Genomic DNA, 15,129 nt, shown 5'->3' on the forward strand with positions numbered 1-15,129 from the left:
ACGCCGCTACACGGGCATCCTTACGTGAGGCAACGACTCACCTTCCCGGGCATTTTCGATGAGTCAACGCGAACGCGGAACTGTCAGTGCCAGCCGGTAGACTGGCATGGCGGGACGCCCCCGGGAATGGGTGGGGGTTGGCATCCGGCCGGTTTTCGGCGAGCTTCGCGTAAGTGCAGGTCAGGGTCGGTCTTTCGCGTGCCTCGCCAGGCGGGTCGTGGGTGGGGAGCCTGGCGGTTCGTTCTCCGGTGGGCACCGGTTCGCTACTCCAGCCAGCGGGCCACCGCGCCCGTGAACTCCTCCGGCGCTTCCAGTGGCGGTAGGTGGCCTGCGCCCGCCAGCACCACCACCTCCGCCTTCGGCATGAGTGTTGCCAGTGCGTCCGCCTCGTCCGGTGGGATGAGCGCGTCCTGCTCGCCGCGCACGATGAGGGTTGGCACGTCGGAGTTGCGCAGCACCTCTGACGAGTCGGGGCGGGCGGCCATCGCGCGTTGTGCCCACGCGATCGTGGCGCCGTCCTGTTCGGACACCAGCGTGCGCACCGCGTCGGCGACCTCCGGGCGGCGGTCATGTGTCTCGCTGCCGAGCAGTGTCGGGAGCACCGCGTCCGGGACGAAACCCGCGCCTTCCTCCTCGATGCGTGACGCCATGGCGTGGCGGTTGGCGCGGCCCGCGTCGGCGTCCGCGGTCGCGCGGGTCGACACCAGCAGCAACCCGGCGACCTGCTCGGGCGCCTCGCGGAGGATGGCCATCGCGACGTAGCCGCCCATCGAGCAGCCGCCGAGGACCACGCGGCGGCCATCGAGGCGGTCGAGAACGTCGGTGGCGACCGTGGCCAGGTCCGGTTCCTCGTCGCCGAGTGGGGTGCCGCCGAAGCCGCGCTGGTCCGGGGTGATCAGCTCGATGTGCTCGGCGATCCCGGCTCTCACCCCGTCCCACATCCGGTGGTCCAGCGGGAAGGCGTGGAGCAGCACGAGTGGCGTCTCGGGGAAGCGCATGGGGTCCATCCAAACAGCTCAGCGCCTGCGCCGCCGACCTATCCTGCGCGGCGTGGTCTCCTCGTCGTCGGGCTCGAGCGGGACGTGCGGTGCCTCGTCCTCCTCCTCGACGAGCCCGAGCACCTCGGCCGCGATCCGTTGCGCCGACTCGGCGAGCGACGGGCTCTCGTCACCAGCGCGGCGCAGTGCCGAGGAGCGCAGGCGGGTGTAGCCGCGGACGGACACGGGCCGCCGCGAACGGAGCACGTACGCGGCGTCTTCCTTGAGCGCCTCGGCCATCTCCAGGTCCACGAGCACCGTGCTCGGCCGGGCGACGGATGTCAGCCGGCTCGCGATGTTGACCACCGAGCCGTAGACGTCGCCGAACCGGCTGAGCACGCGCCCGTACGCGAGGCCAGCCCGCAGCGACGGCACCCCGTCCTCCTTCTCGGCACGGTCGAGGAGGCTCAGCGCGATCTCGGCGGCGTCGGCAGGGGAGTCGGCGACGAACAGCACCTCGTCGCCGAGCATCTTCACGATCCGGCCGTGGTTCTCGGCGACGATGTCGGCGGCCAGCGCCTCGAAGCGGTCGACGACCGCGACCAGCTCGGCCTCGCTGGAGCGGCGCGTCAGGGTGGTGAAGCCGACCATGTCGGCGAACCCGACGACCTGGCGACGCTCTTCGAGGTCCTCGTCGGACGTGACGAGCATGCGGACCGAGTGGGCGGCGAGGTGCCTGCGCCACACGTAGTCCTGCAGCGCCTCAAGTTCGGGCGTGAGGTGCTCGACGAGCCGGATGAGCTGGCGCTCGTCGGCGCCGATCTCCGGGTTGGCGGCGAGAACGTCCCGCAGCATGTGGACCTGGGACTCGGCGAGACGCGACATGTGCTGGCCGATCATCCGCGCGGTCGCCGTCGCGATCGACGGGTCGACGATGCCGCCGCGGATCAGCTCGCTGGTGGTGCGCAACGCACGGACGTCGCCGTCCGTGAAGACGGCGACGTCATCGTCCTGTGTGGCGAAACCCAGGGCACGCCACAGTGCGCTGGAGCGTTCCGGCGGCACACCGGCCAGCTCGGCGACCTCGGCGCGGGTGTACTTGCGGCCGCCGCCGAGAAGAGTGCGCTCGATGTGTTGCTGGAGCGCCTCTTCGTCGGTCACGATGTTTCGCCCCGCAAGCCCGGCGCGCTCCGCTCAGGCATGATGTTCGCTCCGCAAGCTCCGCTCAGTCACGTCGTGTGGACAATGAGTACGTCCACCCCCGACTTGCGGGCCGCCTCCGACGGGACCGAGCCGAGGAACCGGCCCGCGAGGGAGTTGAGGCCGCGGTTGCCGACCACCAGCAGGTCCGCATCGCGCTCCCTGACGATCTTCGTCAGCGTCGCGACCGGCTCGCCGTCGACCACCACGGTGTCGATCTTCGTCGCGCCCTGCTTCCTGGCCCGCTCGGCGGCGGTCCGCACCGAGTCCTCCGCCGGCGACGAACCCACGACCTGGTAGGCGACGTCCGAACCCAGCTCGTCCTGGGCGCGGCTCACGTCTTCCTGGCGGGCGGGGTGATACGCGCAGGCGATGACGAGGGTGGCGTCCGCGTCGGCCGCGATGCGTGCGGCCCGGTCCACCGCGAGGTAGGACGAGTCGGAGCCGTCGGTGCCGACGACCACGGTCTGGTAAGCCGTCATGTGTCCTCCCGTTAGCTACTCGCGCGTAAACCTACCGTGGCGGGTGGTTTCTTCGCACGGTCCAGGGCCGATTTCCGCCGGATCCGTGTGCCGCCGCTGCCCGCGTCCTCTCCCCGTGGGGACCGAGGGGCCGTGTTCGCGCATGCCGCTGCTTGCGGGGCCCGGCTCTGAGAGGGGTTGGTGGAGGTGCATAGCCAAATGTGGCGTATGGGTGTGACCGGTTCGCTGCCACTCGGCGAGTTCGTGCGAGTGGTCCATTGATGCTGCGTCGGGCTCCGATTTTGTCGGTGGCCTTCGTTACTCTGGATTTCGGGGGGGCCGCGGCCGCCCTGACAAGCCCTGCGAGCAGGCAGACGCCTGGCTCTCGCTTTGTTTATTCGCCGATGTCCTCGTACCAGAGGTCTGGGTGGGAATTGATGAAATCCCTCATCAGCTTGATGCAGGTGGGGTCTTCGGCGATTTCTATTGCCACGCCGTTTTCCGCCAGCCAGTCGTGGCCGCCTTGGAAGGTGGTGGCTTCGCCGATGATCACTTTCGGGATGTTGAACTGGCGCACCAGGCCGCTGCAGTACCAGCACGGGGACAGGGTGGTCACCATGATCGTGTCGCGGTAGTGCCTTCTGCGGCCCGCGTTGCGGAAGGCTGTCGTCTCCGCGTGCATGGAGGGGTCGCCGTCCTGTACTCGGCGGTTGTGGCCGCTGCCGAGTAGCTCCCCGTCCGTGGTGAAGAGGGCGGCGCCGATGGGGATGCCGCCCTCTGCCAAACCTTGTCCGGCCTCCGCGATCGCTGTGGCCAGCAGCTCTTTCACCTGGCGATGCGCTTCGTCTTCGCGGCCGACACCTCTGGGGAGATCGGGGGCGCGGCCGGGGCGCCGGACGTCTCCCACTTCTCCTTCGGCGGACCGGGCATCGGGTTGCGGTCGCGGGGGGCCGGGGTCGGCTTGGCACCCGCGTCGGCGGCGTCGGCCAGTTCTTCCGGCAGCGGTTCGAAGGCTGGGACGGCGTTGTCCAGGTACGCGTGTGCGTCGACGACCAGTTCGCGGGCCGAGGTGAGCTGCTCGGCGACCTTGGCGCGGAGCTTGCGCAGTGCCGCCACGCGCTGGGCGGCGTGGTTGATGCGGCGGTTCGACTCCTCCGTCGCCTCGCGCACCCTGCGGTTGGCCTCGTCCGTCGCCTCCTGCAGGCGGGCCGTCGACTCGGTCATGGCCTCGTGGCGGCGGCGGTTGGCCTCCTCCGTCGCCTCGCGGACGCGGCGTTCGGCCTCTGACTTCGACGTCGCCTCCTGCTCGGCCAGTGCGCGCATCGACTCGGTGCGGCGCGAGGCCATCGCGATGTCGAAGTCCTCCTCCACCTGGGTGCGGCGGGCCTGCGCGGCGATGTCCGTCGCCTCGGCCTCGGACTTCGCCTTCGAGATGATCTCCTCGGCGTCCTTGCGGGACTGTTCCAGAACGCCGCGGTGCTCGTTTTCCATCGCGATGCGGCGCTCGTCGAACTCCTTGAGCTGCAGCTCGTACTTGCCACGCAGCTCGTCGGCCTCCGCGTCCGCCTTCGCCCTGGTGTGGTCGGCCTCCGCGTTGGCCTTCGCGCGGATCTCCTCGCACTCCTCCTGGGTGAGGCGCAGCATCCGCTGCAGGCGCTCCGACAGACCCTCGAGGGTTGTCGGGGGCTGGGCGAGGCGCTCGACCTGTTTGTTCAGGTCGTCGATCGTGGTGCGGGCCACCTCGAGCTGGGAGGTGAGTTCAGCCGCCTGCGCCGCCGCCGCGTTGCGGTCGGCCGCGAGGATCTTCAGTTGGCTGTCCAGCTGTTCGAGGTGTTCCTCGACCTGCATTCGACTGTAGCCACGTTTGGTGATGTCGAAGCCGGCTCCCAGCGGTACAAGATCACGTTCTTCGCCCAGCGCCATGGCCCCACGCTACCTTGCCGGTCGGCGAGGGTTTGGTCAGACGCCGCGGAACCGGTTGATGGCAGAAAGATGTTGCTCGCGCAACTCGGGATTCCGCACTCCGAGGCCCTCTTCCGGCGCGAGGCACAGCACTCCGACCTTGCCCTGGTGCGCATTCTTGTGCACGTCGAACGCTGCCTGGCCGGTTTGCTCCAACGGGTACACACCGGACAGTGTGGGATGGATCTTTCCCTTGGCGATCAACCGGTTGGCCTCCCACGCCTCGCGGTAGTTCGCGAAATGCGAGCCGACGATGTTCTTCAGGTTCATCCACAGGTACCGGTTGTCGTACTGGTGCATGAACCCACTGGTCGACGCGCACGTGACGATCGTGCCGCCCTTGCGTGCCACGAACACGCTCGCGCCGAACGTCTCCCTGCCGGGGTGCTCGAACACGATGTCCGGGTCGTCGCCACCGGTCAGCTCCCGGATCCTGGCGCCGAACCGCTTCCACTCCTTGGGGTCCTGGGTGTTCTCGTCCTTCCAGAACCGGTAGCCCTCCGCGTTGCGGTCGATGATCAGCTCGGCGCCCATCTTCCGGCAGATCTCGGCCTTCTGCGGGCTCGACACCACGCACACCGGCGTCGCGCCGCCGTTCAGCGCGAACTGCGTCGCGTACGAGCCGAGGCCACCGGACGCGCCCCAGAGCAGCACGGTGTCGCCCTGCTTCATCCCGGCGCCGTTGCGGGAGACCAGTTGCCGGTACGCGGTCGAGTTCACGAGGCCAGGGCAGGCGGCCTCCTCCCACGACAGGTGCGCGGGCTTGGGCATCAGCTGGTTCGACTTGACCAGCGCCAGCTCGGCGAGACCGCCGAAGTTCGTCTCGAAACCCCAGATCCGCTGCTCGGGGTCGAGCATCGTGTCGTTGTGGCCGTCGGGGTGCTCCAGCTCGACGTTCAGGCAGTGCGCGACGACCTCGTCGCCGGGCTGCCACGCGTTCACGCCTGGGCCGGTGCGCACCACGACACCCGCCAGGTCGGAGCCGACCACGTGGTAGGGCTGGTCGTGGCGCTTGGCCAGGGGAGAGGTCTTGCCGTAACGGCGGAGGAACCCGAACGTGTCCATCGGCTCGAAGATCGACGTCCACACCGTGTTGTAGTTGATGGCGCTCGCCATGACGGCGACCAGCGCCTCGCCGGGGCCCAGCTCGGGGGTGGGCACCTCCTCGACGTGCAGTGACTCGCGGGGGTCCTTGTCCGCGTGCGCGCGGTCGGCGAACATCTCGACCTCGTCGGCGTGCACGGTCACGGCGCGATAGGACTCTGGCACCGGCAGGTTGCCAACAGAGTCCAGGTCACCTGCGAGGATGGCGTCGAGAATCTTCTGCATACCCGCCGACGCTACCGGCCAGTAACGTTTCAGAACCAGTCGGGCGAGAGGTGGGTCACTCGATTGGCGACCACAGCCTGCGACCGGCGGCTTCCCGGACTGTGCTCGCAGCCCGAAGAGATTCGGTGCCACCGTTTGACCGGGCGGCCAACCAAGCGCATCATCGGACTCAGAGACTCTCACTGACATGGAGGTGGTCTCGATGGCAGAAACATCGGTCCGGCCATGGACCCGCCCGCACGACTGGGCGGAGGTGGTCCTGGGTGTCGTGGCGGTGCTGTCCGTCCTGTGGATGGACACGAACGACGCCGCGATGTGGACGATGGTGGTGCTCGGCGCGCTCGTCGCGCTCGACGGGATGGCGTCGCTGGCCATGCCAGGCATGGTCTACGGCGAGGGGATCCAGGTGGTCCTTGGCGTGCTCATGTTCATCTCGCCATGGGTGATCGGGTACAGCGAGTTCACCGGTATCTCCTGGTCGTCCTGGATCATCGGCGCGCTCACGGTGATCGTCGGCGCCATCGCGCTGCCGGTCGCCCAGCACGCACACCGGTCCGGCGTCGCCGGGCAACACTGAGAGATCGACACACGCGCGGTCCGCACGTGACCCGGTTCCGGGTCGCGCGGGGGCCGCGCGCCGTATGTCTTCCGGAGGCACCGATGATGCGCAGAACGAAGAAGGACGACCCGTCCGCGCGGGAGCGCATCCTGGCCGCGGCCGAGGAACTCTTCGCGGCGTCCGGCTTCGACGCGACGCCGACGTCGAAGATCGCGGTGCTCGCGCGGGTCCCGAAGGGGCTCGTGCACTACTACTTCCAGAAGAAGCAGGACCTGCTGACCGCGCTGGTGGCGCGGCTGCCGGACCAGCACATCGAGCCGGGTGTGGTGGTCGTGCCCGGGGATGTGGCGGCGTCACTGCGGCGGCTGGTCGCGGAGCTGGACGCGCGGAACCGGGCGTCGACGCTGCTGTCGCACCTGCTGTGGCGGGAGGCGGACACGCACCCGTCGGTCAAGGAGGCGCTGCAGGAGCGGTTCTCGACGGTCGTCGAGCAGGTCCGCGCGGTGATCCAGGCGGCGAGCGCAGGTCCGCTGCCGGCCACACAGGTGGAGACGGCATCAAGCCTGCTGGCCCTCGCGGTGAGCTACCGCCACTCTGTAGCCCGCCACGACGACCCATCCGACAAAAACACCATCGACCGCGAAGTCGACTTCATAGCCAGCGCCCTAACCACACCCCCACCCCACTAACCCAAACCCCCAACCCCCAACCCCCGCGAGTCCTCGTTTCGGAACCCGCGAGTCCACGGTTGGGGACTCGCGAGTCTTCGTTTCGGAACCCGCGAGTCCACGGTTGGGGACCCGCGAGTCTTCGTTTCGGGACTCGCGAGTCTTCGGTTCGGGACCCCTGAGTTGGCGTTCGTGCCTGACGGCGTAAGCCACGAAACGCCAACTCACCGGTTCTGAACCGTGGACTCGCGGGTTCCCAACCATGGACTCGCGGGTTCCCAACCATGGACTCGCGGGTTCTGAAGCGTGGACTCGCGGGTTACGGGGCGGGTTGTACTAGTTCTACTAGGACGCCGCCTGTGTCTTTTGGGTGTACGAAGTTGGCTTTGCTGTTTGCGGTGCCGGTGATCGCGTTTTCGTACAGGACGCGCATGCCCTTGGCGCGCAGGATCTTCTCGGCGGCCTCGATGTCCGTTACCCGGTAGGCGACCTGTTGCACGCCTGGGCCCTTGCGGTCGATGAACTTGCCGATCGTCGAGTCCGGGGACAGCGGGGCGAGCAGCTGGACCGCGGAGCCCCTGCCGTCATCGCCGGGAGCGCGCATCATCGCCTCGCGCGTGCCCTGGCCCTCGTTCACCTCGACGTGGTCGAGTTCGAGGCCGAGGGTGTCGCGGTAGAAGGCGATCGCCTCGTCGAGGTCGGGCACGGCGACACCCACATGGTCAATGGCCGTCACAAGGCCCGCCAATCCATCCATCCACAGACCATACGACCCCTGATCGATCCCGTGACCTGCGGTTGTGCGAGTGCTCACACAGCAGAGGCTGCCTTAAGCTACCAACGGGTAAGGTCGAGGACCGACCCGATTTCTTGGAGGCACGCTGTGTCTGGATCCGTCATCGTCGCCGGGGCCCGCACCCCCATCGGCAGGCTGCTCGGCTCCCTCAAGGACTTCACCGGAGCGCAGCTCGGCGGCATCGCCATCAAGGCCGCACTCGAACGTGCGGGGGTCGCCCCCGAGCAGGTCGAGTACACGATCATGGGCCAGGTACTGACCGCGGGCGCGGGCCAGATCCCCGCCCGCCAGGCCGCCGTCGCCGCCGGCATCCCGATGGACGTGCCCGCACTGACCATCAACAAGGTGTGCCTCTCCGGCCTCGACGCGATCGCGCTCGCCGACCAGCTGATCCGCGCGGGCGAGTTCGAGATCGTGGTCGCGGGCGGCCAGGAGTCGATGACGCAGGCGCCGCACCTGCTGCCGAAGTCGCGTTCCGGCTTCAAGTACGGCGACGTCACCATGCTCGACCACATGGCCCACGACGGTCTGTTCTGCGCCTTCGACCAGGTCGCGATGGGTGCCTCCACCGAGAAGCACAACGCCCGCTACGGCGTCACCCGCGAGGCGCAGGACGCGTTCTCCGCCCGCTCCCACCAGCTCGCTGCCGCCGCGATCGCCGGGGGCCGGCTCGCCGACGAGATCGTGCCGGTGACCATCCCACAGCGCAAGGGCGACCCGATCGTGTTCGACACCGACGAGGGCGTGCGTGCCGACACCACCGCCGAGGGCCTCGCCAAGCTGCGTGCCGCGTTCGCGAGCGACGGCACGATCACCGCGGGCTCGGCGTCGCAGATCTCCGACGGCGCGGCCGCGGTCGTCGTGATGAGCAAGGCGAAGGCCGAGGAGCTTGGCCTCGAGTGGCTGGCCGAGATCGGCGCGCACGGCGTGGTCGCGGGCCCGGACGCGAGCCTGCACGAGCAGCCGTCCAACGCGATCAAGGCCGCGCTGGACAAGGCGAAGTTGTCCGCCTCCGACCTGGCTCTCGTGGAGATCAACGAGGCGTTCGCCGCGGTCGGCCTGGTGTCCACCGAGAAGCTCGGCATCAGCGAGGACATCGTCAACGTCGACGGCGGCGCCATCGCGCTCGGTCACCCGATCGGCGCCTCCGGCGCGCGGCTGGTCCTGCACCTGGCGTACGAGTTGAAGCGCCGAGGCGGCGGCCTCGGTGCCGCGGCGCTGTGTGGTGGCGGTGGCCAGGGCGACGCACTGTTGTTGCGTGTCTGAGCGAAGCTTGCGGAGCGAACATCAGTACTGAGGTTGAAGCGCTCGTCGAGCCGGCTCGCGACGGCCAGGCGAGGGCCGTCGCGCGCCTGATCTCGCTCGTCGAGGACGGCAGCCCGGACCTGCGGTCGGTCGCGTCGGCGCTCTCGCCGCTGACCGGCCGGGCCAGGGTGCTGGGACTGACCGGGCCGCCCGGGGTCGGCAAGTCGACGTCCACGTCGATGCTGGTGTCCGCGTTCCGCGCCCGTGACCTGCGGGTCGGCGTGCTGGCGATCGACCCGTCGTCGCCGTTCTCCGGTGGCGCGCTGCTCGGTGACCGCATCCGCATGCACAGCCACACCGTCGACCCCGGTGTGTACATCCGCTCCATGGCGACCCGCGGCGCGCTCGGCGGCCTCGCGACCGCGACCCCCCAGGCGGTGCGCGTGCTGGACGCGGCGGGTTTCGACGTGGTGTTGATCGAGACCGTCGGGGTTGGACAGTCCGAAGTGGATATCGTGGCGCTCGCGGACACCACGGTGGTGCTGCTCGCCCCCGGCATGGGCGACAGCATCCAGGCCGCGAAGGCGGGCATCCTCGAGGTGGCCGACGTGTTCGTGGTCAACAAGGCCGACCGTGATGGCGCCGACCAGACCGTGCGCGATCTCAAGCACGCGATGTCGCTCGGCAGGCGCGAGCTGGGCCCGTCGTGGCGGCAGCCGATCGTGCGCACGGTCGCGTCCGAGGGTGAGGGCGTCGACGAGCTGGTGGCGGCGCTGGACAGCCATCACGAGTGGCTCGTCGCGCACGACGAACTGGCGGTCCGCCGCGTCCACCGGGCGGAGCGGGAGATCGAGGCCATCGCGGTGACCGCGCTCAGGGCCCGGCTGGGCAGCGTGCACGGCGGCGAGGCGCTGTCGCGGCTGGCGAAGCAGGTCGCGGCGGGGGAGACGGACCCGTACGCGGCGGCCGACCAGCTGACCGAAACGCTCTGACCCGGACCTCGCGCGGGCGCGGGCGTAATGGGACTCACCCGATGGTGAGTCGTATCACTAACTCCTCTCTCGATTCTTCGGAGTTCATCTTCGGCTGCGACCATGTGCCCCGCCCCTCACCCGGAAGGCACACATGGTCACGGAACTCGCAGGTCAGGACGCGCAAACCTCGGTCAGCCGACCGACGGAGAGAACCGCGTCCGGCCGCAAGTTCCGCCCTGAGCTGCAGGGTTTACGGGCGCTCGCGGTCGTTCTGGTCATCGTCTACCACGTGTGGCTCGACCGGGTGTCCGGCGGCGTCGACGTGTTCATCATGATCTCCGGCTTCCTGCTCACCGGGCAGCTGACGCGCGCGGTCACAAGGGGACGGATCGAGTTCCGGCCGCTCTGGGGCCGGATGGTCAAGCGGCTCTTCCCGGCCGCGCTCACGGTGCTCGTCGCGGTGATGGCGGTCAGCCTCATCGTGCTGCCGGAGCCGCGCTGGTTCCAGACGATCCGCGAGGTCGTCGCGGCCGCGCTGTACTTCGAGAACTGGCAGCTCGCCGCCGACTCGGTCGACTACTTCGCCCAGAACAACGGCAAGAGTCCCGTCCAGCACTTCTGGTCGCTGTCCATCCAGGGCCAGCTGTTCATCGCGTTGCCGCTGCTGATCGTGCTCGTCGGCTTCCTCGCGCGGCGATTAGGCGGCGGGCTGCGCATCTGGGTCGCCGGCACGCTCGGGGTCGTCGGCGCCGCGTCGCTCGCCTACTCGATCTACCTGACGGCGGTGAACCAGCCGCTGGCGTACTTCAACTCGTTCACCCGCATCTGGGAGTTCGTGCTCGGCGGCCTGCTCGCCCTGTTCGTCGACTCGATCACGCTGCCGCGCCTGGTGCGGGTGGTGCTCGGCTGGCTCGGCGTCGCCGCGCTCGTCAGCTGCGGTCTGCTCCTGCACGTCGGCACCGTCTTCCCCGGCTACGCGGCGCTGTGGCCGACGCTCGCCGCGGCCATGGTGCTGCTCGCGGGCGCCACCGAGAGCCGCGCGGGCGCGGACCGGTTCCTCAGCTCGCGCCCGCTGCGCTACGTCGGCGACATCAGCTACTCGCTCTACCTGTGGCACTGGCCGGTGCTGATCTTCTATCTGGCCTACCGCGACATACCGAGGGTCGGCATCAAGGGCGGCGCCATGATCATCGGCGTGTCGTTCGTGCTGGCCATGCTCACGCACCGGTTCGTGGAGGAACCCGCGCGGACGTCCCGCTACGGCGAGAAGGGCGGCTGGGGCGCCTACAAGTTCGGCATCGTGCTGCTGGTGCCGGTCCTCGCGCTCGCGGGCACCTGGCAGTTCGCCACTGCCAAGCGCGCCGAGTTCGCGTTCACCATCAACGACCCCGACCACCCCGGTGCGGCCGCCCGCTACCCGGGCTTCCGCTACCAGGGCGCGGAGGACGTCGAAGCGGTGCCGCCGCCCGTCGCGATCCCGGATGACTGGGGCTCGTCCGACGGCATGGACTGCGCGGCCGACCCCGGCTACGGGGGCTCCATCTGCACCACCAGGGTCGAGGGCGCCCCGGTCAAGCGCGTGGTGGCGATCGGCGACTCGCACATGCAGCAGTTCCTGCCCGCGCTGCGGCCGATCGCGGAGAAGCGGCACTGGGAGCTGACCTTCTTCCTCAAGGGCGCGTGCCCGTTCTCGACCGACGTGTACATCCCGGAGCCGCAGGACTGCTCCGCCTGGAACACCCTGGCGCACAACAAGATCCTCGACATGAAGCCGGACGCGGTGTTCACGCAGGCGACCAGGGACGCGCGGGTCGGGCTGACCGAGCAGACGCCGTCGGGGTACCTGGCGGAGTGGCAGGCGCTGGTGTCCGCACGGATCCCGGTGGTGGCCGTGCGCGACACGCCCCGGCACGCCTTCGACCCGCCTGCCTGCGCGCAGGTTCACGGGCCGGAGGCGCCGCAGTGCAGCTCGCCGCGGCTGGAGATGTTCTCGCCGACGCCGCCGTGGCTCACGTTGTCGGGCATCCCGGACGGCGTGAAGTTCGTGGACCTCACGGACTACCTGTGCGCCGAGACGACCTGCCCGCCGATCATCGGGAACGTGTGGGTCTACCGCGACTTCAACCACCCCACGGCGACGTACATGCGCACGCTGTCGCCGATCGTCGAGGAACAGCTGCTGACCGCGTTGAAGTGGTGACGGGTTAGCACGAGGTCTTGTAGAAGTACTTCTCGTTCTGGTCCATGGTGTCCTTGGTGATCGCGACCAGGGGCGCCTCGATGTCGCGCTCGACCTCATCGCCCTCGAGCGCGGCGACGGCCTGCCGGACGCCCTCCTTGCCGATGGTGGCCGGGTCCTGGGCGATGAGCGCCTGGAACTCACCGGCGCGCAGTCCGTCCACTTCGGACGGACTGGCGTCGAAGCCGCCCAGGTTCACCGTGCCGAGCGCACCGAGCAGGCCGGGCCGCCGGATCTCCCTGCCAAGGAACAGGTTCGCGGCCGGGTCCAGCTCGGGTGCGACGGCGAGGTCCTGGTAGACGGTCTCGATGCCGAGGCGGCGCGCGGTGGTGGGGGAGTCGAGGCGCACCTCGCCGCCCTCGAACCGGATCGTGCCCGACGAGGGCTGTTCGGCTCCCGCCATGCACTTGACCAGCGTGGACTTCCCCGCGCCGTTGTCCCCGACCAGCGCGACGACCTCACCGGCGTGCACGGTGAACGACGCGCCCCGCAGCGCCTCGACCGACCCGTAGGTCTTGGTCAGGTCGACGGCCTCGAGGATCGGCGTGGTCATGGTGCGGGCGGCAGGCAGCGGACGGCGGCCACGTCACCGTCCAGTGTGGACTCTCCGGCGGCGTGGGGGAGCACGAACGTCGCGCCCTTTCTCAGTGGTATCTCGCCCGCCTTCTCCGTGCGCAGCACGCCGGTGCCGTCGAGTACGACCAGCACGCCGAACGAGGCGTCAAGGGAGGCGCCGGACCGCAGGCGTTCCGCGCGGAAGAACTCCGGCTGCCCGAACAGTTCCGTGATCGCCGAGGGGCTCTCGTCGCGGCGGACCAGCTCGTCGAGCCTGCCCGCCCAGCTTCGCCGGTCCACACAGTCCAGTGCGGCGTCGAAGCCGATGCCGAGGTGCCCGCCCGCCTCGTCGTCGAGGAAGTTCCGCCATTCGAGGGTGACCGACAGATCGGTCGGCTGTTGTAGCTCCACGATGAACACGCCGGCCCCGATCGCGTGTGGCACCCCGGCGGGTACGAAAACCGTGTCGCCCGCGCGGATCGTGACCGGGTTGAGCGCGCCGAGCATGGCGGCCGAGTCCTGTCGGGCTACCCAGCCCGCGACCGTGTCCTCGGACTGCTCCTCGGCGAAGCCGATGTGGACGGTGGACTCCTTTGCCGCACCGACCACGATCCACGCCTCGGTCTTGCCGTAGCGGGAGCCGTAGTTCGCGGCGGCGAACTCGTTGGACGGGTGGCAGTGGACCGGCAGGCGCTGGCCCGCGTCGAGGAGCTTCACGAGCAGGGCGGACTCCGCGCCGAACGCCGCGACGTGCGCGTCGCCGAGCCAGTTCGCCGGGTGCGCGGCGACCGCGTCCCGCAGCAGGTCGCCGCCGGGCAGGGTGGTGAGGCCGGTGGTCTGCTCGCCGTGGAAGGTGGTGCAGGACGCCACCCAGTCCTCCGGGCCGAACTCCTTCGGCGGCTCGTCGCCCCGCAACGCCGCGATGGCCGCGCCGCCGCGGTAGAACCGGGCTGGCTGGTTGGCCGGCAGCCGGACTGGGCGCAGGCCTTGTGCGTCGGTCACGGGGGTACCTCTCCTGATCCACGGGGGGTGAGCCGGACCGGCAGCACGATCCGGCGGGGCGGCGCGTGGTCGCCGTCGAGGCGGGCGAACAGCAGCTCCGCCGCCGCCTTGCCGAGCTCGGCCGGGTCGAGCGAGATCACGGTCACGGGCGGGTCGAGCAGGTCGGCCAGCTCGAAGTCGTCGAACCCGACGAGTGCCGGGCGGTGTGCCGTGCTCGCCAGTACGCGCAACGTCAGCACGGTGATCCGGTTGTTGCCGGTGATCACGGCGGTCGCGCCGGTGCGGTCGAGTGCGGCGGCGACGGTGTCGCGGGTGTGCGGGCCCATGGCGACCATGCGCTCGTCGAACGGGATCCCGGCGCGTGCGCAGCCCTCGCGGAAACCCGCGAGGCGCTCGGTGGCCGTGAAGATCGCGGGTGCGTCGCCGAGGAAGGCGATGCGGGTGTGCCCGTGGGCGGCGAGGTGCGCGACCGCGACCGCAGCCCCCGCGACGTTGTCGACCAGCACGGTGTCCGCGACGACGTCCCCCGGCGGCCGGTCGACGAACACCACCGGCGTGCCGGACGCGATCTCGGGGAGCAGGTAACCGTGGCGCGTGCCGGCGGGGATGACGATCAGCCCGTCAACGCGGCGCGCGCAGAACTCGAGGGAGAGCTCGCGTTCGCGGTCGGGGTCCTCGTCGGAGGAGCCGGTCAGCACCTGACGGCCGTGGCGGCGCGCGACCTCCTCGGCGGCACGGGTGATGCCGGAGTAGAACGGGTTGGCGACGTCCTCGAGGACCAGGCCGATGGTGCCGGTCGAGGACCCCCGGCGCAGGTTCAGCGCCCCGACGTTGCGACGGAACCCTAGGCGCTCGATCGCGGCGAGCACCCGTTCCGCGGTCTCGGTGTGCACACCGGGCTCGGCGTTCACCACCCGCGAGACGGTCTTGATGCTGACCCCGGCCAACCGCGCGACATCACTCATAGTCGCTCGCCGCGGCACCCCACCACGCGCACTAGACAACGTTGTCATGATCCCCCCATTCGACAACGCCCCACAACCCCCTGTCAACCCGACAAGGTTGTCACCACCCCCACCCCCACCCCCACACCCACAAACCCCCGCCCATAACCCGCGAGTCCACGGTTGGGAACCCGCGAGTCCACGGTTCGGAACCTGCG

Annotated in this window: 14 protein-coding genes and 1 pseudogene; 5 read left to right on the plus strand and 10 right to left on the minus strand. The window is 69.6% G+C overall.

Annotated features, from left to right (window positions below; all coding sequences use genetic code 11):
• Positions 1 to 263: 263 nt before the first annotated feature.
• The 6 genes from WBA97_RS34760 to ccrA form a co-directional block, all read right to left on the minus strand.
• The gene (locus WBA97_RS34760) at positions 264 to 1,007 is read right to left on the minus strand and encodes an alpha/beta fold hydrolase (protein ID WP_424235245.1); all 744 of its coding nucleotides are present in this window, start codon (positions 1,005 to 1,007) and stop codon (positions 264 to 266) included.
• Positions 1,008 to 1,016: 9 nt separating this feature from the next.
• Positions 1,017 to 2,138, minus strand: coding sequence for an adenylate/guanylate cyclase domain-containing protein (locus tag WBA97_RS34765; protein WP_424235246.1), 1,122 nt, complete (start codon positions 2,136 to 2,138; stop codon positions 1,017 to 1,019).
• A 68-nt stretch (positions 2,139 to 2,206) separates the two neighbouring features.
• Complete coding sequence (locus tag WBA97_RS34770) at positions 2,207 to 2,659, minus strand: universal stress protein (RefSeq protein WP_424235247.1); 453 nt, start codon at positions 2,657 to 2,659, stop codon at positions 2,207 to 2,209.
• Positions 2,660 to 3,032: 373 nt separating this feature from the next.
• Positions 3,033 to 3,467, minus strand: coding sequence for a nucleoside deaminase (locus WBA97_RS34775; protein WP_424235248.1), 435 nt, complete (start codon positions 3,465 to 3,467; stop codon positions 3,033 to 3,035).
• The gene (locus WBA97_RS34780; protein ID WP_424235249.1) at positions 3,464 to 4,561 is read right to left on the minus strand and encodes a chromosome segregation protein; all 1,098 of its coding nucleotides are present in this window, start codon (positions 4,559 to 4,561) and stop codon (positions 3,464 to 3,466) included. The genes WBA97_RS34775 and WBA97_RS34780 overlap by 4 nt, the downstream gene beginning before the upstream one ends.
• Before the next feature lie 36 nt (positions 4,562 to 4,597).
• The gene (gene ccrA, locus WBA97_RS34785) at positions 4,598 to 5,929 is read right to left on the minus strand and encodes a crotonyl-CoA carboxylase/reductase (protein ID WP_424235250.1); all 1,332 of its coding nucleotides are present in this window, start codon (positions 5,927 to 5,929) and stop codon (positions 4,598 to 4,600) included.
• A 202-nt stretch (positions 5,930 to 6,131) separates the two neighbouring features.
• Here ccrA and WBA97_RS34790 point away from each other — a divergent pair, with 202 nt between their 5' ends.
• Both WBA97_RS34790 and WBA97_RS34795 read left to right on the plus strand, forming a co-directional pair.
• On the plus strand, positions 6,132 to 6,506 hold the full coding sequence (locus WBA97_RS34790; RefSeq protein WP_424235251.1) for an SPW repeat protein: 375 nt from the start codon (positions 6,132 to 6,134) through the stop codon (positions 6,504 to 6,506).
• An 83-nt stretch (positions 6,507 to 6,589) separates the two neighbouring features.
• The gene (locus WBA97_RS34795; protein WP_424235252.1) at positions 6,590 to 7,177 is read left to right on the plus strand and encodes a TetR/AcrR family transcriptional regulator; all 588 of its coding nucleotides are present in this window, start codon (positions 6,590 to 6,592) and stop codon (positions 7,175 to 7,177) included.
• 298 nt (positions 7,178 to 7,475) lie between these two features.
• On the opposite strand, the gene mce is transcribed toward WBA97_RS34795, so the two are convergent.
• Positions 7,476 to 7,913 (minus strand): methylmalonyl-CoA epimerase, encoded by a 438-nt coding sequence (gene mce, locus WBA97_RS34800; RefSeq protein ID WP_424235253.1) that lies wholly within the window; start codon positions 7,911 to 7,913, stop codon positions 7,476 to 7,478.
• A 126-nt stretch (positions 7,914 to 8,039) separates the two neighbouring features.
• On the opposite strand from mce, the gene WBA97_RS34805 reads away from it, so the two are divergent.
• The 3 genes from WBA97_RS34805 to WBA97_RS34815 all read left to right on the plus strand — a co-directional run bounded on the left by WBA97_RS34805 (position 8,040) and on the right by WBA97_RS34815 (position 12,371).
• Positions 8,040 to 9,218, plus strand: a complete 1,179-nt coding sequence (locus WBA97_RS34805; RefSeq protein ID WP_424235254.1) for an acetyl-CoA C-acetyltransferase — start codon at positions 8,040 to 8,042, stop codon at positions 9,216 to 9,218.
• Positions 9,219 to 9,238: 20 nt separating this feature from the next.
• Positions 9,239 to 10,189: a methylmalonyl Co-A mutase-associated GTPase MeaB gene (meaB, locus tag WBA97_RS34810; protein WP_424235258.1), complete on the plus strand. Its 951-nt coding sequence runs from the start codon at positions 9,239 to 9,241 to the stop codon at positions 10,187 to 10,189.
• A 133-nt stretch (positions 10,190 to 10,322) separates the two neighbouring features.
• Positions 10,323 to 12,371: an acyltransferase family protein gene (locus WBA97_RS34815; RefSeq protein ID WP_424235255.1), complete on the plus strand. Its 2,049-nt coding sequence runs from the start codon at positions 10,323 to 10,325 to the stop codon at positions 12,369 to 12,371.
• A gap of 232 nt (positions 12,372 to 12,603) precedes the next feature.
• Here the strand turns inward: WBA97_RS34815 and WBA97_RS34820 are convergent.
• The 3 genes and pseudogenes from WBA97_RS34820 to WBA97_RS34830 form a co-directional block, all read right to left on the minus strand.
• Positions 12,604 to 12,963: pseudogene (locus WBA97_RS34820) on the minus strand (ATP-binding cassette domain-containing protein); the annotation flags it as partial.
• Positions 12,960 to 13,967, minus strand: a complete 1,008-nt coding sequence (locus WBA97_RS34825) for a class I mannose-6-phosphate isomerase (RefSeq protein ID WP_424235256.1) — start codon at positions 13,965 to 13,967, stop codon at positions 12,960 to 12,962. The pseudogene WBA97_RS34820 and the gene WBA97_RS34825, both read right to left, overlap by 4 nt.
• Entirely contained in the window at positions 13,964 to 14,932 is a 969-nt protein-coding gene (locus WBA97_RS34830; RefSeq protein ID WP_424235257.1) for a LacI family DNA-binding transcriptional regulator, read from the minus strand. The genes WBA97_RS34825 and WBA97_RS34830 overlap by 4 nt, the downstream gene beginning before the upstream one ends.
• Between the last annotated feature and the right edge of the window lie 197 nt (positions 14,933 to 15,129).

Source organism: Actinophytocola sp., from assembly GCF_049647105.1.
Taxonomy (GTDB): Bacteria; Actinomycetota; Actinomycetes; order Mycobacteriales; family Pseudonocardiaceae; genus Actinophytocola.